General features: G+C 61.7%; 17 protein-coding genes. 6 read left to right on the top strand and 11 right to left on the bottom strand.

The features are described 5' to 3' along the window. The 9 genes from repC to AMK05_RS32930 all read right to left on the bottom strand — a co-directional run bounded on the left by repC (position 1) and on the right by AMK05_RS32930 (position 10,612). A complete protein-coding gene (gene repC, locus AMK05_RS32970) occupies positions 1-1,323 on the bottom strand; it encodes a plasmid replication protein RepC (protein WP_064844943.1) in 1,323 nt (440 codons plus the stop codon). A 216-nt stretch (positions 1,324-1,539) separates the two neighbouring features. Continuing rightward, the gene (gene repB, locus AMK05_RS32965) at positions 1,540-2,514 is read right to left on the bottom strand and encodes a plasmid partitioning protein RepB (protein ID WP_064844941.1); all 975 of its coding nucleotides are present in this window, start codon (positions 2,512-2,514) and stop codon (positions 1,540-1,542) included. A gap of 68 nt (positions 2,515-2,582) precedes the next feature. Then, complete coding sequence (gene repA / locus AMK05_RS32960; RefSeq protein WP_064844939.1) at positions 2,583-3,791, bottom strand: plasmid partitioning protein RepA; 1,209 nt, start codon at positions 3,789-3,791, stop codon at positions 2,583-2,585. 241 nt (positions 3,792-4,032) lie between these two features. Next, positions 4,033-5,094 carry an ABC transporter ATP-binding protein gene (locus AMK05_RS32955; protein WP_064844937.1) on the bottom strand — a complete coding sequence of 354 codons (1,062 nt, stop codon included), beginning with the start codon at positions 5,092-5,094 and terminating at the stop codon, positions 4,033-4,035. A gap of 22 nt (positions 5,095-5,116) precedes the next feature. Then, positions 5,117-5,971 (bottom strand): sugar phosphate isomerase/epimerase family protein, encoded by an 855-nt coding sequence (locus AMK05_RS32950; RefSeq protein ID WP_064844935.1) that lies wholly within the window; start codon positions 5,969-5,971, stop codon positions 5,117-5,119. A gap of 46 nt (positions 5,972-6,017) precedes the next feature. Next, positions 6,018-7,256, bottom strand: a complete 1,239-nt coding sequence (locus tag AMK05_RS32945; RefSeq protein WP_064845045.1) for an ROK family transcriptional regulator — start codon at positions 7,254-7,256, stop codon at positions 6,018-6,020. A 40-nt stretch (positions 7,257-7,296) separates the two neighbouring features. Continuing rightward, on the bottom strand, positions 7,297-8,139 hold the full coding sequence (locus tag AMK05_RS32940; RefSeq protein WP_054184376.1) for a carbohydrate ABC transporter permease: 843 nt from the start codon (positions 8,137-8,139) through the stop codon (positions 7,297-7,299). Continuing rightward, a complete protein-coding gene (locus AMK05_RS32935) occupies positions 8,136-9,065 on the bottom strand; it encodes a carbohydrate ABC transporter permease (protein WP_064844933.1) in 930 nt (309 codons plus the stop codon). The genes AMK05_RS32940 and AMK05_RS32935 overlap by 4 nt, the downstream gene beginning before the upstream one ends. 248 nt (positions 9,066-9,313) lie before the next feature. Further along, complete coding sequence (locus tag AMK05_RS32930) at positions 9,314-10,612, bottom strand: hypothetical protein (protein ID WP_064844931.1); 1,299 nt, start codon at positions 10,610-10,612, stop codon at positions 9,314-9,316. A gap of 288 nt (positions 10,613-10,900) precedes the next feature. On the opposite strand from AMK05_RS32930, the gene AMK05_RS32925 reads away from it, so the two are divergent. Next, complete coding sequence (locus tag AMK05_RS32925; protein WP_064845043.1) at positions 10,901-11,947, top strand: Gfo/Idh/MocA family protein; 1,047 nt, start codon at positions 10,901-10,903, stop codon at positions 11,945-11,947. Positions 11,948-11,977: 30 nt separating this feature from the next. On the opposite strand, the gene AMK05_RS32920 is transcribed toward AMK05_RS32925, so the two are convergent. After that, positions 11,978-13,117, bottom strand: coding sequence for an ROK family transcriptional regulator (locus AMK05_RS32920; RefSeq protein ID WP_064844929.1), 1,140 nt, complete (start codon positions 13,115-13,117; stop codon positions 11,978-11,980). A 306-nt stretch (positions 13,118-13,423) separates the two neighbouring features. Between AMK05_RS32920 and AMK05_RS32915 the strand changes: the two genes are divergently transcribed. After that, entirely contained in the window at positions 13,424-13,825 is a 402-nt protein-coding gene (locus tag AMK05_RS32915; protein ID WP_237352283.1) for a hypothetical protein, read from the top strand. On the opposite strand, the gene AMK05_RS35920 is transcribed toward AMK05_RS32915, so the two are convergent. Further along, the gene (locus AMK05_RS35920) at positions 13,822-14,007 is read right to left on the bottom strand and encodes a hypothetical protein (protein ID WP_082935813.1); all 186 of its coding nucleotides are present in this window, start codon (positions 14,005-14,007) and stop codon (positions 13,822-13,824) included. The two genes, AMK05_RS32915 and AMK05_RS35920, sit on opposite strands and share 4 nt — an antisense overlap. Positions 14,008-14,320: 313 nt before the next feature. Here AMK05_RS35920 and AMK05_RS32910 point away from each other — a divergent pair, with 313 nt between their 5' ends. The 4 genes from AMK05_RS32910 (at position 14,321) to AMK05_RS32895 (ending at position 21,140) form a co-directional block, all read left to right on the top strand. Next, positions 14,321-17,347 carry an alpha-mannosidase gene (locus AMK05_RS32910; RefSeq protein ID WP_064844927.1) on the top strand — a complete coding sequence of 1,009 codons (3,027 nt, stop codon included), beginning with the start codon at positions 14,321-14,323 and terminating at the stop codon, positions 17,345-17,347. Between the two features lie 143 nt (positions 17,348-17,490). Then, a complete protein-coding gene (locus AMK05_RS32905; protein ID WP_064844925.1) occupies positions 17,491-18,213 on the top strand; it encodes an antitoxin Xre/MbcA/ParS-like domain-containing protein in 723 nt (240 codons plus the stop codon). A 141-nt stretch (positions 18,214-18,354) separates the two neighbouring features. Beyond that, complete coding sequence (locus AMK05_RS32900) at positions 18,355-18,792, top strand: RES family NAD+ phosphorylase (RefSeq protein ID WP_064844923.1); 438 nt, start codon at positions 18,355-18,357, stop codon at positions 18,790-18,792. A gap of 308 nt (positions 18,793-19,100) precedes the next feature. After that, entirely contained in the window at positions 19,101-21,140 is a 2,040-nt protein-coding gene (locus AMK05_RS32895) for a methyl-accepting chemotaxis protein (protein WP_064844921.1), read from the top strand. The last annotated feature ends 139 nt before the right edge of the window (positions 21,141-21,279 follow it).

Genomic DNA, 21,279 nt, shown 5'->3' with positions numbered 1-21,279 from the left:
CTATCGCGACGCCGCTTGAGCGCAGCTCTGTTCCCGTCGTCGGGCCGAGGCGCCGCCTTGGTGAGATAACGGGTCCCTCGCCCGCAAGAGAGCCGTCAGCATCGGGCCGATTGCGAACTCGCCGCGTTCGGCGCGCCGCGTGAGGTCCCTGAGATAACCGCCGGCGGAGTTGATGTTCCCTCCCCGCTGCAGAATACAGGCCATGACGGCGGCGGCGTTCTCCGGCCCCATAACCAAGGCCGCTTCCTCATAGGCCGATGAACCGACGGCCAGCATCGAGCGCACGATGGCCGCCGCCGTCATCAGATCCCGCCAACTGGTGATTGCTCCGCCTGGTCCGTAGTCGACGATGTCAGGGCAGGCCTGGAGAACTGTGGCGAGCGGGAAGGATTTCCATCCTCCGGCATTTGCCCGGGCAATGGCCCGCGATCCCTCCCCGTCCTTCCCGGCAATTCCGGGTTCACGGCTGCCGGTCCTCGGCTCATCCCGTTCCGCCTCCTGCCCCGTTTCCAAACCCGGTTCAGATTCAGATGTGGATTCGGGATTCGAATTCTGTATGTGACGCTCAATCCGGGATTCATTGGTGCTCGTCATTTGAGTTTTCTCTCGAGATTCCAATGTTTTGATGACTGCAAGGCGGATCGTCTCAAGCTCTTCCAGGATCGGCTGGAGGCTTTCGAGTGTTGCCGTCCTCGGGATGCGCTGCAGCAGTGCATGAAACATCGAAGAGACGTGCTCCCAGTCGCCGGGAACCGCTTCTTCGATGGCGGCGGAAACGAGCTTGGCGATATCGCGCCGGCAGATGGTCAGCCGCTCTTTCAGTGCGCGCAGCATCTGCCGGTCGGCGGCAATGCGGGCGGCGATCGTTTCGATCTCGGTGGCGCGGGCAAGAAGCGGCGCCAAGCTGAAGCCATAGGCCTCGTCGACCCCGCCTTCCCTGTTGCGCCTAATATAGCGCTTGCCGTTCGGGCTATCCTTGCGGGAGATAAGTCCGGCCTCGACCAGACCGGCGAGATGCCGGCGCAATGTCGCGGCCGCCATGCCGCGTGCCCTGAGGCAAAGCTGCATGTTCGAGGGAAAGACGACCAGTCCTTTTTCACCGGACAGCTCGTCGTCGGGAAAAAATGTCAGCAGCGCATCGAGCACCGTCAGTGCCCGATCGCTGACACCGAGACCCGCTCGGGCCTCGCAGACCGATCTGAACAGCTTCCACTTATTGCGCCTCGTCCCGGCTTCGATCGCTTCGCCGCGTCGCTGTTTCAGCAGCATGCCAAGCGACATCGGCCGCCGCCCGAAGGGCGTCGTCACATATTCACTCTCCATTTCCTTCACCTTCGCTCAGGCAAAAGAAATCCGCTCACCGAAACGATGCGAGGATAAAAGTGCCGTAGCGTCTCTTACGCGTCTGAAAAGACGCGGGGGGTCGCGCTGCAGGACTCTTGACTGGGATTCGTGAAAATGCGATTCTCTGTCTTGCTTAAGGATAGGAGAAGGGCTTCCACGACTCAGGTCGTTTGGGGGCCTTTTTCTTTTGCGGTTTCAGTCTCCTTGTTTGCTCTCCTCGGCGAGGAATTGCTCATAGAGCGCATCCAGCCTGCTGGAGAGAAATTCCCCGAAGCGGCCGGCATTCCTCGCTTTCATCGAGAGCGAGAACGCCTTGCCGTCATTCTTCATTTCCGCCTGAACCGCCTTATCTCGCGGCTGCCATTTCACCTTCCTTGCCGCGGCCGTTTTCTTCACCGGCCGCGCGCTTTTGTTCAGCGCCGCATGGAGCGATTCGAAACGTTTGTCGGAAGGTAACTGATGAAAGCTGTCGTCCTGCAGGACCTGGGCGACGCTTGTTGCATTAGCCGATTTGCCGGCGAGCAGCGAAAGCTCCACCCAGCGTTCGCGGCCGATGCCGGGTGCGGGGCCGATCGCCTGGACGACCTCCGGCGAGATGCGATCCATCACCGATATCATTTTCGAGATCGACGCCGCATTGGCGGCAAGAGCTGTCGAAATGACCTCCCTGTCGTATCCCAGTTCTTCCAGTCGCCCGGCGAAGAGCGCCCGTTCGATGAAGGTGAGATCGGCGCGGGCCGAATTCTCCTGGCCCTGGGCGATGACATGGGTGCGGTCATCGATCGCCTTGACGACGGCCCTGACATTGCGGCCGAGCTCGCGGGCGGCCCGCAGTCGCCGGTGGCCGAAGACCACTTGATAGTGCCCGTCGATCTTGGCGTGGGGGCGCACCAGAATGGGCGTGTCCTGCCCGCGCGCACGGATCGCTTCGACCAGCGCGCGGAATTCCTCGTCATCTTCAGACAGACGGTCCTTGACGAAGGAGACCTCGACGACATCGGGATCGAGATCGACGACCGCCTCGCCCTCCAGGAATTTTTCCGCCTGCTTGGCGAGTTCGTCCAGCGAGCGGACGAGCGACCGGCCCGCCCCGCGCATCGGATAGTTCGGCGCGCCTGCATTCTCGTCAGGCATGTCGGCGAGCCCTTCCAGCAGATTCTTTCGTGCCATCACGTCCTCCGATTGCGGTCAATCAATTGATTCGGTTCAAGGAAACAGCGAATTTGTCAGCCGACAAATCACCGCCCCCATGCTCGATGAATAAGCTCGGCGATCTCGGCGTTGACGGCGTCCATCGCCTCCAGCGCCCGGTCATAGGTTCCCCGGTTCATCGACGACCGTTCGACCTCGTAGAGCGTCTGCTTGGTAATCCCGGCATCCGAGATCGCCGTCGACTTGAGCATCTGCTGCTTCAGCATGAATTCGTGGAACATCGTCGACATGAAACCGACCATCTGCGCCTGCGGCACGTCGGTCGGTTCGTAGCGGGTGATGAGATAGCGATACCAGGAAAGGTTCACCTCGGCGCCGGCCGCACGGATCGGCTTCAGGATTCCGCCGAGCATCAGCAGGAACTGACCCATCGACATGACGTCGAGCATCTGCGGATGGATGGTGATCAGCACGCTGGTCGCCGCCGTCAGCGCCGTCAGCGTCAGGTAACCCAACTGCGGCGGGCAATCGATGACGACGACATCATAGCGGTCATCAACCTCGGCGAGCGCCCGCGAAATGCGGGTGAAGAAGGTCTTGCCGTCATTGCTCGACTTGTCGGCCATCGCAAGCGGCGTGTCGTATTCATATTCCTGCAGGTCGAGATTGGCCGGCACGATATCGAGGCCTGGAAAGTTCGTCTTATGGATGATCTCAGAGAGCTTCTTCTTCTCGCCGTCGTAGCGGATCGCTTCATAAAGGGACGAGGCCTGGTCGAACTCCGGCTGGAAGCCATGCAGGGAAGAGAGCGATGCCTGCGGATCGAGATCGACGGCCAGCACACGATGGCCCGTCAACGCCAGATGCTGGGCAAGATGGGCCGCCGTCGTCGTCTTGCCCGAGCCGCCCTTGAAATTGACGACCGCCAGTACCTGCAGCTTCTCATGGCTGCGGCGATGGGGAACATACATACGGCTCTCGGAGCGGCCGTGGACATCGAGATAGCGTCGGAGCTCCAGCATCTGCTCGGCGCTATAGGAGCGCCGCCCGGAAGGCGAGGTCTGCGGGAAGGGGCCCTTGCCTTCGAGATGCAGCTTCTTCAGCGTGCTTTGCGAGGCACCGACATAATTGGCGACCTCCGCCAGGGAGAAGTTGCGCAGAGTCTTTTTGGCATTGGGCGGAAAGCGCTGCACGCTGAGCAGATGAAGCTTCTTTGAAATCACGTCGCCATGCTCGAGGATCTGATCCTCGAAATGCAACGGCGCCGTCTTCAAGGCCGTCAATTTAGCGTTCATCGGCAGCAATCTTTCGGATAACGATTTTCGGGATCAAAAGCCCTTCTAACCGTTATTATCCGCGATTCTCCGATTCCGGCCAAGAATTTTAAGGTTAACGCATATTAACCTTTTCAGCGCTGGTTCAAGCACTTGGCGGATGCTGCCCGGACGTCGGAGCACCAAGAAATTTCACGGCCGGGGCGCGGAAAACGCGCTCCCGGCCGCCGCCCGGCCGAAGGGGAGGGGGCAATCGGCCGGCTCAGTTCAGCGGGGTTTCACCGGAGGTGATCCGCTGTTCGTCCGCCCCGAACAGGTGGACGGTGTCGTGGATGGGCGCGATCCTCAGCACGTCGCCGGGGGCGGCCCTGATCCGTTCCCGAAAGACGCAGGTGAGCGTCTGTGTGCCCAACCGAACGATAACAAGCGTTTCCGAACCCGTCGGCTCCACGACGACAGTCGTTACCTCGATGCCGTCGGGATCGAGCCTGATATGCTCGGGTCGGATGCCATAGGTCACGGCATCGCTCGGGCGGCGCTCGCTCGGCAGCAGCAGGCCGTCGGCGGTTTTGAAGCCGCCTTCCGTCATGCTGCCCTGGATGAAATTCATCGCCGGCGAGCCGATGAAACCGGCGACGAAAAGATTGTTCGGCCGATCGTAGAGTTCCAGCGGCGAGCCCGACTGCTCGATCAGCCCGTCCTTCATGACGACGATCTTGTCGGCCATGGTCATGGCTTCGATCTGGTCGTGGGTGACGTAGATGGTAGTCGTCTGCAGCCGCTGATGCAGTTCCTTGATCTCCGAGCGCATCTGCACCCGGAGTTTGGCGTCGAGGTTCGACAGCGGCTCGTCGAACAGGAAGACCGCCGGGTCGCGCACGATCGCCCGGCCCATGGCGACGCGCTGCCTCTGGCCGCCGGACAATTGCTTTGGATATCTTTCGAGAAGATTTTCGAGGCCGAGGATCTTGGCGGCATTGCCGACCCGCTGGTCGATCTCCGTCCTCGGCATGCGTTTCAGCCGCAGGGAAAAGCCCATATTCTTGGCGACCGTCATATGCGGATAGAGCGCGTAGTTCTGGAACACCATGGCGATGTCGCGATCCTTGGGCGCAAGCTCGTTGACGATATGCTTGCCGATCTGGATCTTGCCCGAGGTGATGCCTTCGAGGCCGGCAATCATCCGCAAAAGCGTGGATTTTCCGCAGCCGGATGGGCCGACCAGAACGACGAACTCGCCGTCGCCGATGTCGACCGATACGCCTTTGATGGCTTTGAACGCGCCGTAATCCTTACGCGCATTGTTGACCGAAACATGGGCCATGACAGTCCTCCCGAATTCGCCGTCAAAGTCCGCTCAGGACCGTTTTGAGATAAGTGAGGCCGAGACGCTCGCCCTCCTTGCGCGCAGCAAGATCCTTGCCGGGCCAGCCATAGGCGGCGTCCTCGTGCTCGATCGATAGCGTGCCGTCAAAGCCATGCCCGCGCGCCTGGCGCAGGAAGCGTGGCCAGTCGAGAAGGCCTTGCCCCGGCAGCTTGTATTGCCACCAGCCCTTGCCGTGATAGCCGACAGCTTGCAGCACCTCATTATCGATCGCCGTATCCTTGGCGTGCAGGATGGCGATGCGGTCTTTCACCACCTCCATCGCCCGATAGGGATCGACGCCGATGCGGATGAGGTGCGAGGGATCGAATTCCAGGCCGAAGCGGCGATCTTCGATCCTGCGAAAAAGCTCCTGCCATCCTCTCGGCGTCGTACCGATGAAATGGTCCTTCGGTCCCGGCCAATTCTCGATCGCGAAGGTGAGGCCGGAGGACTGCGTCATTCCGATCAACGCATTCGCGAAGTCGGCGAAGTCGTCATAATTGGCCTCCTCGCCGGCGCTGTCGTCGTGGCCCGGGAAGATCACGAAGATCGGGACGCCGGCCTCGCCGATCGCCTCGGCAAAATCGGCGGTTCTTGCCCTGAGCTGCCGGCGTTTGTCGCGGTCGGCGTCGAGCTGATTGCCGAAATAGGTGATCGAAGAGACGAAGAGATTGCGGCTGCGGGCAAGCGTGACGGCTGCCTCCACCCGATCCGGCGTTTTGATATGGCCGCCGACATCGATTTCGATCGCGTCGAACCCCGCCGACGCGGCGAAATCCACCACTTCTTCAAGCGGGCGGTCATTGAATGTCGAGGTGTAAAAGCCGATCTTCATCAAAATCCTCCCATCTTCACCAATCCCTGGCGCCTTGCCGGCCGGTTCAACTGTTCAGGCGATCCATGTTTTTCAGCGGCGAACGCGTGCGTTGAGCCACATCCGCCGATGCGAGCATGAGGGCTGCCGCCATCGGCATGGCGGCGGCGCCCATGGCCGAGGCATCCTCGCCAATTGAGGCGCGATGCAGCGAGGGCAGGGTGGTGTCTTCGGGGTCGAGATGCTCGTGCACATAGCGCAGCAGCTCGTCGACGATGCGGATCGGCAGCCGGCCGCCGACGAGGACGGCGTCGGGATCGACGATCAAGCCGATATGCTTGACGGCGACGGCCAGATGCGCGCTCATTTCCTTCAGCCACTGCGAAACCAGGCGCCTGCCATGCGCATCGAGCGTCAGCAGATCGTGCGGAACACTCACCTCGATGTCGTGGCGCGCAAGAAAATCATAAAGTGAAAACAGCGAGAATATTTCGCCGAGAAGCTGGACCTTGTGGGCCTTCTCGTCTCGGCCGTCGGCGATGGGAAGCCAGCCGATTTCGCCGCTGAGGCCCATGGCGCCGCGATGGCCGTTGCCGTCAAGCACGAGACCGCCGCCGGGGCAGGCATTGATGGCGATATAGAAGAAGCTGCTGCTCTCGGCGCCGAGGCCGTAATCGAGCTCCGCAAGGGCTGCCGCATTGGCCTCGTTTTCGATGAAAACGGGATGCTGCGTCAGGTTCTCCAGTGCGGCGCGCACATCGAATGCGGTCCATTCCTGATAGGCCCTGGGCTTGCCGAGCAGCGAAATTTCGCCGAGCCAATCCGGCATCGCCAGGCCGATGCCGGCGAGCCGCGCATCATCGATCAGCCGGCTGCGCTGGAAATGCGAAATCGCATCTGATGTCAGCTGCAGGAATTCCGCCGGCAGGATGAAGCGCTTTTCGTGATGCACGCGGGCGCGCACATTGCCGACGGCGTCGACCGCCAGGATCGTCAGATGGTCGCGGTCGATGTTGATGCCGATCGCAAAACAGGCATCCGGATTGATCTCCAGTTCGATCGCCGGCTGGCCTCGCAGCCCATGCCGCCGGCGGGCTTCCATGATCAGCCCCTCATCCAGCAGCCGATCGACGATGCGCGCGATGGCCGGTTTGGTAAAGCCGGTGCGCCGCGCGATTTCGGCGCGCGAAATCGGCGCCTGGCGATGGATGCAGCGCAGGACGACCGCCCTGTTATGCTCGCCGGCATCCTCGACATTGGCACCGGTCAGATCGGGGGACGGCCTGGCGCCGAGTGTCTGGTTCATAGGGTCGAATCCTTCATCAATCATCGAGACTGACCGATCCTCATCCCTTCACCGCGCCGCTGGTCATCGCGCCGAGGATCAGCCTCTGGAGCGACAGGAAGGCCACGATCGCCGGAACGACCGAGATCAGGCAGGCGGCGGCAAGCAGCTGGATGGACGAGTCGGTCTGCATGCCGCGGAAGTTAAAGATTCCGACGCCGATCGGCATCAGGTCATTTTTGGTGAGCAGCAGGAAAGGCACAAGGAATTGCGACCAGCCGGCGATCACCGTGATGATGAAGACCGAGGCGATACCCGGCGCCGACAAAGGCAGGATGATGCGCCAGAACACCGAAAACCGGTTGCAGCCGTCGATCATGGCGGCTTCGTCGAGGCTGCGCGGAATGCCGTCGACCGTGCTCTTCAACAGCCAGGTCGCCAGCGGAACGCCGAGCGCGATATAGACCATGACGACGGCAAAATGCGTGTCGAGCATGCCGAGCCGGTTCATGTAGCGGTAGAGCGGGACCATGATGACGAGCGGCGAAATCATCTGGAAGAGCAGGAGCCCCATCATCGACAGGCCCTTGCCGCGGAACTGAAAGCGGGAAAAGGCGTAAGCGGCGGGCAGTGCCACGATCAGCACACCGATCCCGCTCAGGGCCGCGAGCTTGAGGCCGTTCCAGAGATAGATCGGAAAATAGCTGTTGTTCAGCACGGTGATGAAATTGTCGATCGTCGGGTTCTGAGGAATATAGCGCGCCGCGCCGCGATAGATTTCGCGCTTGTCACGCATCGCCATCGACAGGAGATAGGTGAGGGGGCCGGCGAAGAAGACGAACATCACCAGCATGAAGAGATAGCTCAGGGCGTCGCCAAGCCTGGTTCCTGTCCTCCCGCTCATTGCTCCTCCTCCTTCGGCAGGAACGAGGCATAGACGAAGGCAAGCCCGAGGCTGATGATCAGCATCAGCACCGAGAGCACACTGCCGCCGGAGAGATCGTAGTTTCTGAAGACGATGTTGAAGACGTAGAGCGAGATCACCTCCGTCGCCCGCCCCGGACCGCCGCCGGTCAGCGTGATGATCGCATCGAAGGTGTTTACCGTCTGGATGGTGATGAGGATCATATTGACGAGGATGGCGGCGCGCAGCTGCGGCAGGGTGACGAAGAAGAACTGCTGCGAGGCCGTCGCGCCATCGACCTCGGCGGCTTCATAGAGCGAGGGATCGATCGCCTTCAGCGCCGCATACATGACGACCATGGAAAAGGCCGTGCCGCGCCAGATGTTGGAGATCAGCGTCGACCATGGCGCGATCGCCGGATCGGAAAGCCAGGCGACGGTTGGCATATGCATCAATCTCAGAATGCTGTTCAGCGCGCCGTAAGGCGCTTCGGAAAACAGCATCTGCCAGATGATGCCGCCGGCAATGCCCGGCACGACCCAGGCGATCAGCGCCGTTGTCCTCAGGATGGTGGTGCCGAACAGGCCGCGTTTTTCGCCGCGAATGACGGTGACTGCGACCGCAAGGCCGAGGATCTGCTGGCCGATGACGCTGCCGCCGACGAAGATCAGCGTCGCCCATAAAATGTCGGGCAGCTGCGGTGAGCTCAAGGCATTGACGATCGAGCCCAGCGTATAGTCCTGGGTGTCGCCGATCAGCGTCGCATTGGTGAAGGAAAGCCGGAAAACGTCGATGACGGGGTAGAGGTAGAAGATGCCGATGACGACGATCACGGGCATGATCCAGGGCAGCGGCGCACCGGCGAAACGGCGCATGAACGTTCTGCTTTGAGGCGGGCTGTCAGCCTCGATGGCAATTGGGCTCATTGGCTTCCCTGTCCTGACTTGGCAAAGCCGGCGGCGCCTGCGGACAGGCGGCGCCGCTGTCTGAAGCGGTGGAGATACCCCTCACCCTAACCCTCTCCCCCCTCGCGGGGAGAGGGGACGTGCCCTACGAGGCGCTTGTGAGGGACGGAGAGCTTGCGGCATCTTGCCTTCTCCCCGCGGGCGGGGAGAAGGTGGCGGCAGCCGGATGGGGGGCTGCTCTCGCCAATCTCCTGAACTTAACCGCAGCATCACAGACGCTTGTAAGCTTCCATCGCCGCATTGAAGGCGGCGTTCAAAGCGTCCTCCGGCTTTTTGGTGCCCGAAAGCACGTCGCCCATCATGATCTGGATCTGGTTGGAGATCTCCGGATAGATCGGCACACCCGGGCGGGCCTGTCCGTCGACCAGCGCCTTGGCGAAGGTCTTGTTGGCTTCGGTCGAGAAGACCTCATACTTGTCGAACAGCGATTTGCGGGTCGGCAGCTGCTGCTGCAGCGCATTGGCCGGCCCCATATAAACCTCGCGCGCCAGGTTGGCGCACATCTCGACCTTGTCCTTGTCCTTGCTGAAGGAGGCGATCGTCCAGCCGCCGGTGCCGGTCGAGCGCTGATCGACCGTCGGGCCGGGGATCGGCGAGAAGGTCCAGTTCTTGAACTCGTCTTCGTCGAGCGTGGACTTCAGCTGCGCATATTGCCAGTTGCCGCCGATGAAGAGGGCCGTCGTCGCGGCCGCTGCCGCAGCATTCATGTCGTCGTAATTGGCGATGGTGCTGACGCGTTTCGGAGCCGCGCCGGAATCGACGAGATCCTTGAAATAGTTGAGCGCCTTCAGGAACTTCTCCTTGTTCTCGCCTTCGCCGAAGACCGGCTTGCCGGTATCGTCGACGAGCTTGCCGCCGAGCGCCCAATAGTTCGCCAGCCAGTCGAAGGTCGTGCCTTCCCAGCGCCCGCCGTTGAAGAGCACGCCTTCCATGCCTTCCTTGGTGGAGGCGAGCGCGGCGGTCTTCAGATCGTCCCAGGTCGCAGGCGCCTCGGCGACGATCGATTTGTTGCGGTAGAGCACGCGAAGGTCCGTATCCCACCACCAGGCCCGTACCGTCTGGTCCTTGTCGGTGATGCCGCTGCGGATGAAGGGGAAGAGGTCGTCCACTTCTTCCTTCGAGAAATAGGGCGTGAAATCGGCCAGCACGTGATTGACCATGAACTGCGACAGCACGAAGGAATCGACGGCGGCGCAATCCGGCGCATTGCCGGCCTTGGCCTGCTCCAGCATCTTGGCTTGTTCGGTGCCGATGTCTGAGGACATGAACTGCATCTGCAGTTTCCAGTCGGGATGCTTCTTGATGAAGTCGACGAAGAGCTTCTGATAGCCCTCGGCGATGGCGGGATCGGAATTGTTCGGGCTGTCGTTGGTCAGGCGGACGACGAGGGATTTTGGTGCATCGGCAAGGCCGATCCGGTCCTTGGTGGCAAGTTCCTGGGCAAATGAAACGGATGCTGAAAATAACATTGTGCTCAGCGCAAATGCGCTGACGGTGGCGCTCTTCATGATGGGTCTCCTCCCCATTTTGAACGAATACAGCCTGGCGGTCGGTTGACCTCTCCTCATTTCCGTGCTGCATTAATTAGATTAAGTTACTTTGATTTGATGTCAAGCCAGAGCTTGAAAGGCAGACCTGGGGAGGTTGAGATGCTGGCGACGATCAACAGCAGCTAGCGCATATCCCGGCAATTTCCAGAGGAAGAACAGCACGGCAATCGCGATTTAGCGCGACGGCCCGGGCTGGCCTGCCCGGCTGCCGAGGCGGCCGGAAATTGAAAGTCTATGGAGGAAAAGATGCGTTTACTCATTCTCGGCACCGGCGGGATGGCCAACCAGCATGCCGCGCGGTTCAAGGCGATCGAGGGCGTCAGCGTCGTCGGCGGTGTCGATGTCGTGCCGGAAAGGCTTGCCGCCTTCTGCAGCGAACATGGCATCGCCAATCATTTCAACTCTCTCGAGGAGGCTCTCGCCTGGGGCGAATTCGACGCGGTTGCCAATGTCACGCCTGACAGCATCCACCACCCGACGACGCTGCAGGCGGTGGCCGCCGGTAAGCATGTCTTCTGCGAAAAGCCGCTTGCGACCGATGCGGTCAAGGCAATGGAGATGACCGAGGCGATCGAACGTTCGGGCAAGGTCGGCATGGTCAATTTCACCTATCGCAATTCGCCCGCCCTGCAGAAAGGCCGGCAGATGGTGCTTGCCGGTGAAATCGGCGCGGTGCGCCATGTCGAGGCATCGCACCTGCAAAGCTGGCTGGTCGGCCGCCACTGGGGCGACTGGAAGAGCGAAAGCAAATGGCTGTGGCGGCTGAGCAAGAAACATGGGTCGAACGGCGCGCTGGGCGATATCGGCATCCATATCGTCGATTTCGCCTCCTACGGTTCCGGCCTCGACATCGCCCATGTCTTCGCCCGGCTGAAGACCTTCGATAAGGCGCCGGGCCATAAGATCGGCGAGTACGATCTCGACGCCAATGACAGCTTCACGATGAATGTCGATTTCACCAACGGGGCGATCGGCACGATCCAGGCGACGCGCACCGCCGCCGGCCAGATGGATCAGCTACGCCTCAGGGTCTATGGCGAAACCGGCTCGATCGAGATGGTCTACGATACCGGGAACTCGACGCTGCGCGCCTGTCTCGGCGAAGACGTGCACACGGCGACCTGGCGCGACGTGCCCTTCGATCCCGTCGAGACCAATTACCAGCGTTTCGTCCAGGCGGTGCGCGCGGGCAAGACCCAGGAACCGTCCTTCCGCCGCGCCGCCAACATCCAGAAGGTGCTCGACAAGGCGCTTGCCTCCGATCTCAGCCACAAGGACGAAACGCTCGCCTGATCCCGTCCAAAGCGCGCAGCGCCTTGGACGTCACGCCGAAGCCGGCGGCAGAAGCAGGGTGTTGAGGAAGGGCAGGAGCGCGGCACCGAGTGCTACGCCGCCGCCGCTGAAGCTTGCCGGCCGCATCGGCGAAATCCACGGCGTGATGATCGGGCGTGTCGACGTATCGCGCCGCTCGATGGAAAGCTGATGGATCAGCGCCTCGAGCACGCCCTGCGGCAGATCTCCGCCGATCATGACGGCGCTGGGAGCGAAGAAACCGGCCATGGCGATGATGGGATCGAGCAGATGGCCGGCGGCCTCGCGGATCCATTGCGACAGCAAGGGGCAGGAGAATTCCTCGCCCTTGAGCAGACGGGCGAAGTCGTCATCGCCGATGCGCGAGCGCAGCGCCTGGAAACCGACGACGGTATTGAGCTGGGCATTGTCGGGCCCGGTCACCATTTCGCCGATGCTGCCCGCCCGCCCGTGCACGCCGGAATAGGGGGCGCCGCGGATGAGGAAGCCCGCCTGCACGTCGTCGTCGATGATGATCATCGCGAGCCCCCCCTCCGGAAGGGCGCTGCCGATCGTGCGCTCGGCTAGAAGGCTCGCCGTGCACTCGTTTTCGACATAGGGACGCGCGATGGTCGATATGGCGGCGATCGCATCGCTCTCATCTTCCGTCCAGTCGTTGGTGGCGATGCCGAGCCCGATGACCGGCAGGTCGGCATGCCGATCGACCATGTCACGGGCGGCCGCATGCACCCGCCTGACCTTTTCTGTCGGCTCCACGTCGAAATAGGCTCGGTCATGCACCTGGCCGCTCAGATCGACGAGCACGATCTCGCCGCGCCGTTGGCGAAGCTTGACCCCGACCGAAAACGCGCCTTCCGGCCGCAATGCGAATTCCGTCGCTGTGGCGCCGCCGCCAAGGCCGTTGCGCCGGTTCGAGGTGACGAGCTTTTCCTCCGCCAGTCGCCGCAGAATATTGGTGATGCCGGGCCCGGTCAGCCCGCTATGCCGGCCAAGCTCGGTGCGCGTCAGCGGCCCATGCCTGCGGATCGCTTCCAGGATGACGCGAATATTCCGGTCGGCGATCTCGCCCGACCTCAGACCCACCGTTTTGGCGCGCGGACCGCCCATCTCCTGGGTATGAAGCCGACGCGGCCCTGACCGAAGATACCGCATGACCGCCTTTCCTAGAGCACTATCCGGTTGTGTATCACGCTTGCAGGTGTTCGTAACGATTTTCCAGTAGGTGGTGTAACGAAGGGGCTCGGCTCTACACAGTTAAGGTGTGCTCGGAATTACTTGCGTGGAGCGTTGAATTCAACCGATGACCGATGAGCATTCTCCCGCCACTGACGGCGACCCAAACGCCGCCCAGCCAATCCTCGTTCTGCGAGGGAGCGTTAGATACCTCCTCATCATCCTTGGCGTCCTGGCACTCTGTTTCGTCTACCTCTCTTGCTTATCGCCCTTGGGCAGATCGAAATGAGCAGACCGACGAGCGGTGTCGGAGAGGGTCTGTTCGCGATCCTGTTCCTCGGCATCATCGTTCATGTTGCAGTAAAGGCTCGGCAGGTGGACTTCACCAAGCCCCTAATGGTGATCGGGCCCGACGGCATCGCTGGTCAAAGGCTGCCGAAGCGCATCCCTTGGCCGATGATCGAACGCGTGGATGTCCCTCAGGCCCGGTGGACGGGATTCATTTATCTGACTGTGCGCAAGGATGCTGATCCGGAAATACTTGAAGTGTTGCGCAAGCGGCAGCCTCTTGAAAGGACCGTCGCGATACCGCGCAGATGGGTTCCGGGGTTCAGTTCAAGCGAAGTCAAGGAAGCGGCTTCCGGCGGCTCACCCCCGATGTCGCTCCGGCCGACCCTTAGGATTTAGTAGCTGCAAGGGCGATCGTTGCCGAAGCCGTCCCGGCAGGCGGGTCTCAGTCCGTAGTCGACGCTGCTGTATCCAACCGAGCCCGTCTGCACTGAGTCGGTCGAGCCTGTCGTGCAGGACGATGAGACGGCAACCACGATGATGGCTGCGACGGCTGCCAATGTTTTGCGAATTTGAAGCATCTTACCCTCCCGTGGACGCTCGAAACCGGCAATTCCAGCATGAATCGAAGGAAGTAGTGCGGATCCGGCGAGCGGTAACTGTGGCTGACGATCAAGATTTCGTTATTCGTTGGGCCAATTAGCCGCCACAAACCGAGGACTGTCTTATCCCAGGTGGCTTTCCTCTCTTGACGCCAAATCAAAGTTACTTAATCTAAGACTCGGCGGACCGCTGGGAGGAGGGCCGGCAATTCGCGATGTCTGTCGCACCATCTTTATCTCCCAAAGCCATGATTCCGGATCGCTCGCCGCCGATTTTTGAACAGGATAAGCCATGCCCCTGACCATTGCCCAACGCCTCGATCGCCTCAAAGTCCGCATTGCCGAGCTGGCGCATTGGCGGGATCGGCAGAATAGCCCGGTCGACGGCTGGACCTTCGAAGGCGAGCCGATCGCTCATCATCAGGACTGGCCGCATCGCCAGGGCGTAGTGCATTTTGCCGCGAATGCGGAGGCGCCGGCGGGCTGGCCGCTCGAAGATATCCGCCTGCAGCTCGATCTCGGCGGCGAGAGCCTGATCACGCTGGGCTATCCTGATGGTCAAAGCGAGACATTCGGGCTCGATCCCTACCACCAGGAATTTCCGGTCAAGGGTCGCCGCTTTTCGATTGCGACGGAAAGCGTTGCTCGCTTTCCGTTCGGGGAGCCGAACCGGGCGCCGCGGCTGAACAAGGCGCGGCTGATCTGGCTCGATGGCCCGGCACATCGCCTGCATCTTCTGTTGAAGCAGGTTTCAGAGGCGATCGAGGTGCTCGGCGAGCATGAAGTCGTGCCGCATCTGGTCGATGCTTCCGAGCAGGCCTTGCGCAGCCTCGACTGGCCATCGGATACGGCGGCTTACGTCTCCCGCACCTCCGATGCCGTGATGCAGCAGAAGATCTGGGAGCTGCCGGAGCTTGAGGCGAACCCGGCAGGTCTCTCCGACGAGCAGAGTGCGTCGGCGGCTTCCGCGTTCGAGGTGCTGACGGCGCGGTTGAAGGAATTGCAGAAGCGCTTTCCGCCGAATGGCGAGCTGCTGCTGACCGGTCATGCGCATATCGACCTCGCGTGGCTCTGGCCCTATCGCGAGACGCGGCGAAAGATGCGGCGCACCTTCAACACGGCGCTGTCGCTGATGGAGCGATCGGCCGATTTCCGCTTCAACCAGTCGACTGCCCATTATTACGCGCAGATGGAAGAGGAGGATCCGGAGCTTCTCGAACGGATCAAGAAGAAGGTCGCGGAAGGAAAGTGGGAAACCGTCGGCGGCATGTGGGTGGAGCCCGATACCAACATGCCCACGGGCGAAAGCCTCGTCCGTCAGGTTCTCTATGGCCAGCGTTATTTCGAAAAGACCTTCGGCACCCGCCATACGGTGTGCTGGCTGCCGGATTGCTTCGGTTTCTCCGGCGCCCTGCCGCAGATCCTGAAACAGGGCGGCATCGACAGCTTCTTCACCATCAAGGTCAACTGGAGCGAGACCAATCATATCCCTTCCGATCTCTTCTGGTGGAAGGGCCTCGACGGCAGCCAGGTGCTGACCCACACCTTCGACAATCCGATGCAGGGATATAACGGCTTTGTGCAGGCAGATTGCTATCTGCCGACATGGAAGAATTTCCGCGGCAAGGTGCAGCACGATACCTCGCTTCTGGCCGTCGGCTACGGGGACGGCGGCGGCGGCGTGACGCCTGAAATGGTGGAGCGCGAGGTGCAGCTGCGCGATTTTCCCGCCATCCCGCAGGCGCGCTGGGGTACCGTCAAAAGCTTCTATGAGAAGGCGCATCAGACCGCGGCGGAAAAGAACCTCCCCGTCTGGGACGGCGAGATCTATCTCGAACTGCACCGCGCCACGCTGACGACCCAAAGCGGCGTCAAGCGCAAGCACCGCCAGGCGGAGCGTGCGCTGATCACCGCCGAAACGCTGGCTTCGCTCGCCCATATGCTGGGTGCCGACAAGCCGAGAAGCCTCGAAGCGGATTGGCGCGTGGTGTTGAAAAACGAATTCCACGATATCCTGCCGGGATCGAGCATCCGCGAGGTCTACCAGGATGCGGAGCAGGAACTCGGTGGGGTCCTCGACAACGCCAAATCCGAGCAGGCAAAGGCCGTGCAGGCGCTGTCGTCCCATCTGCCGAAGGGTGGTGTTGCCGATGCACTGATCGTCGTCAATCCGTCGCTTGCGCCGCGGCCCGTCAGCGCCACGCTTGCCGACGGCACCGTCGTTTCGGCCGGCGATATCGTTGCCCCCTTGTCCGTCGCGGTCTTCGACAGGCAGGCGCTGCAGCCGGCGGGTGGGCTGAAGGCCGGCCCCGAGCGCCTCGAAAACGACCATCTCGCCGTCGTCATCGGCAAGGACGGCGCGGTTGCAAGCCTTGTCCACAAGGCGACGGGCCGCGAAGCGGTCGACGGTTCGGCAAACCAGCTCTGGGTCTATCCAGCCGACAAGCCCCGCAATTGGGACGCCTGGGATATCGACGCCGATTATGCCGAAAAGGCCGTCCGGCTCGACACGCCCGAAAGCATCTCCCTCGTCGAAAGCGGCCCGCACCGCGCGGCGATCCGCGTCGTCCATCGTTACCGCAATTCGAGCGTCACTCAGACTTATGTGCTGACGGCCAATGCCAAGCGGCTCGACATCGAAACGACGATCGATTGGCACGACCGGCGTACCCTGCTGCGCACCCTCAACCCGGTCGACGTAAAGGCCCGGAAAGCGACGTTCGAATGCGCTTACGGCATCGTCGAGCGGGCGACGCACACCAACACCTCCTGGGAGCAGGCGATGTTCGAGGCCGTCGCCCATCGTTTCGTCGATATCAGCGAGCCGGGTTTCGGCGTCGCACTGCTCAACAATGCCAAATACGGCCACAGCGCCCGCGGCAATGTGATCGGCATGAGCCTCGTGCGCGGGGCGATCTATCCCGATCCGCTGGCCGATGAAGGCGAGCAGAGCTTTACCTATGCGCTGATGCCGCATGAAGGCGCCTGGCATGAAGGCAGCGTGCTTGATGAGGCGATCGATCTCAACCAGCCGCTTGTGGTGACCGAAGCCAGGGGTCTCTCCACAAGCACTTTCACGCCGCTCGCGGTTGCCGGCACGCCCGTCGCCTTTTCGGGCCTGAAACCGGCCGAAGAGGGCGATGGCCTGATCCTGCGCCTCTACGAACCCGCCGGCCGGCGCGGCCGCCTCTCTGTCGCCCTGCCGTCCGGATGGTCGGCCTCGCAGCCGCTCAACATTCTTGAAGAGCCGATGGACCGGAAAGGCCCCGCCGACATTATGCCGTTTGAGATCCGGACCTGGAAGCTGCTGAAGGCCTGACGGTTCCTTCTTGAGAGAACTCGCACCCCCGCTCCAGCGCGGCGGTGCGAGTTCGATCATGCCTGCAGTCGCTTAAATGGGACAAACTGGACAAATTGGTCATTTGAGACTATATCAGGTCGTAAAAGAACGGAGGTAGTTTCATGGTTGGCTCCCAAACGCAGCCGGATCGCGCTCGTCAGGCGCAGGTCGCCGATCGCGTTGCCGCCAAAGTCGCCGATGTGCTGAAAGCCGACGCCACATTCGAGTCCGGCTCGGTTGCCCTGTCCGCCAGAATCGCGGGAGCGGCCGCGGCGGCCATTGTCGATCTTCCGATCAGTGCACGACGTGAACTCAGCAAGCGCCAGGGCGAGCTGGCCCGACGCATTCGCGGCCTGGTGGAGACTTTCGGTGATGCGCCGACTGGCGGCAAGATCGCGCTTGAGATTCCAACAGCGGTGGAATCGTCCGGAGGCGAAGGACTTGGGAAGATCGTCACTGCGGAGGAGGGCGAGCGATTGTTGGGCGAACTTGCGGTCACCCGCAAGCTCGAGGATTGGGCCGGGCCGGTTGCCGGCGCAAGCGAACTCCAGCGCGATTTCGGAATTGCGCGCTCCACCCTTAATCGCTGGCAGCATGCCGGCGAGGTCATCGCCCTATTGAAGGGAACGAGAAAACACGTCTACCCGGTTGAACAATTCATCGACGGGCGCCCTGCAAAAGGCATAGGGACGATCAGCGCTCTCGTTTCCAATCAGCGCGTCGCATGGCTGTGGCTCAGCCAGTCGAATCCTATATTGGGCGGGCGCAGACCCATAGGCCTCCTGAAACAGGATCGCGCGGACGAGGTTGTTGACGCAGCTCAGACCTATTTCGCTGCGCAATGACGCTCGACAAAGCCGTCCTGCAACGTCTCGCCGTCCGGGCCGACGTCCCGACTATGTCAGGATAATCTCTCGCGCTCATGCGGGAACGCCGCTAGGCATGGGGGCAAGACGCGTTTTTCGAGCCCCAAGGATAAGTTCCGGCTGCTCTACCTCGCTCAGGATCCAGCGACTGCGGTAGCGGAAACGATTGTTCGTGACCGGTTCCAGGGCAAGACCGGGCGATTGATACTGCGGGAGGAACTCGACCGCTATTCGATCGCAGCTGTCCGAAGCCAGGCTCCGCTTTTCCTGCTCGATCTGCGCTACGAGGGTGCAAACTTGCTCGGGGTGTCGACAGATGCCGTTCGGGCAAGGGCGCAGATGAGCGGACGTCGCCTCAGTCAGGAAATCTACGATCGCACCGATTTTGACGGTATCCTCTATATGTCGCGGATCACCAACAAGCAGTGCGTTGCTGTCTATGACCGGGCTACGGCAAGCCTTGAAGCCGATAGCCCTGCATTGGATCTCATCCGCTTGTCGGCACTCGGTCCTATACTCGATGCCCTGCACGTCACGGTCATCGACAGGCAATCCTGACGCGAGCCATCCCAGTCGCGTGCGGCGCGGCCAGCCCGCAAGAGGGGGAGAGTGGTCGCCAGCATATCCACTTTCAGCGCACCCTATCCCGATCGCGCATCCAAGTTCCCGGCCCGGCGAAAGGGGAACTTTTTATTATATGTTTATCGACTGTTAGTGGGCCGAGGCCATGGCGACAGTGATCCCTTCGACGCGGAGGCGATCTCGAAAGGCCGGGCGCATAGATGGCGGTCGAATGAAGTCGATCACCCATTCCGTGGCGGGCAGGGGATATGAGGACTCCTGTCGCGCTCAGCAGGACCCGATACATGCCCGCAAGCATTTTTTCGCGCATCAGCACCAAACTGGCCACCCTTTCCGCCATCGGCATTTTCCTGGTGGCGGTGATGCTTCTCACCGTCTGGCAGGGCGGCCAGCACGTCTATGAACGCGCGAAATATCAGGAGGGCCAGCTGGTCGTTTCCCGCGACCTGGTCGATGCCAAGGCTTCATGGCGGGGCATGCAGGTCGGGGTGCGCGATCTGCGTCTCGCCGCCTCCGCCGCCGAGATCGCCAAGGCCGCCGATTACCTCGCGGCCCGCCATCACTCGGTGATCAAATACCTTGACGATGCCATGGGCGGACTGCGGATGCAGGTCAACAGGGACCGGATCGTGAAGCTCAAAACGCTGGCCGAGAGCCTTTTCAACGCTACCGGCGACATGGTCGAAATTACCAAGGCAAAACTCGCCCTCAAAGCTGGCGACACTTCCCTCGACGCAAAGGAGAAGGACTCTCAGGCAAAGCTAATGGCGATTTCGGATGAGGCGGCCAAGCTGCTCGACGAAGGGGTGGATTCGGCAAAGGCGATGGCAACAAAGGCCGGGGAGGAGGCGGATGCCGCCGCCGTTCTGGTTCTCTTTCTCAATCTCGGCATCGGCCTGCTGACGATCACCACGCTGATCGGCTCCGCCGTGTTTGGCGCCCGGGCGATCGCAAAGCCGATCGGCCGGATCACCACGAGCATGAACGATCTCGCCGGCGGCAATCTCGACGCCGACATTCCTTTCGCTGGCCGACGCGACGAAATCGGTGAGATGGCCCGTGCCGTCGAAGTCTTCAAGCAGAACGGCGCCAAGGTGCGCGAACTGGATGCCGCCGGCGCGGATAAGCGGGCCAAGGTCATCGAAATGCAGAAGAGCATCGACGCGGCCATTACGGCGGCGGCGGCGGGCGATTTCACGCATCGTGCACCTGAGGAGTTCGGCTATCCCGATCTCAACCGCATCGTCGTCGGCCTCAATCAGCTCATCGCCTCGGTCGATCATGGCGTTGCGGAAACCCGCCGGGTTATTTCGGCGCTGGCCAATGGCGACCTGACGGAGAATATGCGCGGCGAGTTCCAGGGTTCCTTCGCGGAGCTGCAGAACAATGTCAATGCAACCATGACCAACCTGCGCGCCGTTCTTGGCGAGGTGCGTGCGGCCGTCGACATTATCAATGGTGGCGCCGGCGAAATGCGCATCGCTTCCGGAGATCTGTCGCAGCGCACCGAGCAGCAGGCGGCGTCGCTGGAGGAAACCTCCTCCGCGTTGGAAGAGATCACCGTCGCCGTGAAGCATTCGACCGAGCGTGCATTGGAAGCCAGTCACATGGTCGACGAGACGAAGAAGGGCACCGGTCAGTCGAGCGATGTCGTCAGCCAGGCCGTGTCGGCCATGGGACGGATCGAGCAGGCCTCGGGCGAAATCGGCAAGATCATCAGCGTCATCGATGAGATCGCCTTCCAGACCAATCTTCTGGCGCTCAATGCCGGTGTCGAGGCGGCGCGCGCCGGTGAAGCCGGCAAGGGCTTCGCCGTCGTGGCGCAGGAAGTGCGCGAACTGGCGCAGCGTTCGGCCAATGCCGCCAAGGACATCAAGGTGCTGATCAACCGCTCCAGCGGTGAAGTCCAATCCGGGGTGAAGCTGGTGACGGCGACCGGTGAGGCGCTCGGCCACATCCAGGACCAGGTGGTCAAGATCGACGAGCATGTGCGCTCGATCGCAACGGCCGCAAGAGAACAGTCGACCGGCCTTTCCGAGGTCTCGACCGCGGTCAATCAGATGGATCAGGTGACGCAGCAAAACGCGGCCATGGTCGAGGAATCCACGGCCGCGACCAACCGGCTGGCGGAAGAGGCGGCCAATCTCGCCCGGTTGATCGTCCGTTTCAAGCTCGACGCCGCACAGGCTGCGCCACGTGCTGCCTCCCCACAGAGCAGACCGGTTGCCTCGCCGGCGCGCACACTCGGCCAGAAGCTCGCCGGCGCCTTTGGCGACCGCACTGCTACGGCGACTGCCGCGGCGGCGTCATGGGAGGAGTTCTGATATCGGCTCGGCCGGCCGCCTGTTGAATCCGCTCAATTTCAGTAAATTCCGATGCCGGGCGTTACCGGGTGGGCGGTGACTGCGGGCGAAAGGCAAGGCGTTGCAGCACCGATCGAAACGATCGGCTCGCATAGATCTG

Origin of the sequence: Rhizobium sp. N324, assembly GCF_001664485.1 — a bacterium.
GTDB lineage: Bacteria > Pseudomonadota > Alphaproteobacteria > Rhizobiales > Rhizobiaceae > Rhizobium.
Note: the sequence above shows the minus strand (reverse complement) of the source record. Positions and strands in the feature narration are given on the sequence as shown.

Coding starts and splice junctions, on each gene's coding strand:
- repC (WP_064844943.1), bottom strand. CDS start 1,323: ATGGAGAGTGAATATGTGACGACGCCCTTCGGGCGGCGGCCGATGTCG.
- repB (WP_064844941.1), bottom strand. CDS start 2,514: ATGGCACGAAAGAATCTGCTGGAAGGGCTCGCCGACATGCCTGACGAG.
- repA (WP_064844939.1), bottom strand. CDS start 3,791: ATGAACGCTAAATTGACGGCCTTGAAGACGGCGCCGTTGCATTTCGAG.
- AMK05_RS32955 (WP_064844937.1), bottom strand. CDS start 5,094: ATGGCCCATGTTTCGGTCAACAATGCGCGTAAGGATTACGGCGCGTTC.
- AMK05_RS32950 (WP_064844935.1), bottom strand. CDS start 5,971: ATGAAGATCGGCTTTTACACCTCGACATTCAATGACCGCCCGCTTGAA.
- AMK05_RS32945 (WP_064845045.1), bottom strand. CDS start 7,256: ATGAACCAGACACTCGGCGCCAGGCCGTCCCCCGATCTGACCGGTGCC.
- AMK05_RS32940 (WP_054184376.1), bottom strand. CDS start 8,139: ATGAGCGGGAGGACAGGAACCAGGCTTGGCGACGCCCTGAGCTATCTC.
- AMK05_RS32935 (WP_064844933.1), bottom strand. CDS start 9,065: ATGAGCCCAATTGCCATCGAGGCTGACAGCCCGCCTCAAAGCAGAACG.
- AMK05_RS32930 (WP_064844931.1), bottom strand. CDS start 10,612: ATGAAGAGCGCCACCGTCAGCGCATTTGCGCTGAGCACAATGTTATTT.
- AMK05_RS32925 (WP_064845043.1), top strand. CDS start 10,901: ATGCGTTTACTCATTCTCGGCACCGGCGGGATGGCCAACCAGCATGCC.
- AMK05_RS32920 (WP_064844929.1), bottom strand. CDS start 13,117: ATGCGGTATCTTCGGTCAGGGCCGCGTCGGCTTCATACCCAGGAGATG.
- AMK05_RS32915 (WP_237352283.1), top strand. CDS start 13,424: ATGAGCAGACCGACGAGCGGTGTCGGAGAGGGTCTGTTCGCGATCCTG.
- AMK05_RS35920 (WP_082935813.1), bottom strand. CDS start 14,007: ATGCTTCAAATTCGCAAAACATTGGCAGCCGTCGCAGCCATCATCGTG.
- AMK05_RS32910 (WP_064844927.1), top strand. CDS start 14,321: ATGCCCCTGACCATTGCCCAACGCCTCGATCGCCTCAAAGTCCGCATT.
- AMK05_RS32905 (WP_064844925.1), top strand. CDS start 17,491: ATGGTTGGCTCCCAAACGCAGCCGGATCGCGCTCGTCAGGCGCAGGTC.
- AMK05_RS32895 (WP_064844921.1), top strand. CDS start 19,101: ATGCCCGCAAGCATTTTTTCGCGCATCAGCACCAAACTGGCCACCCTT.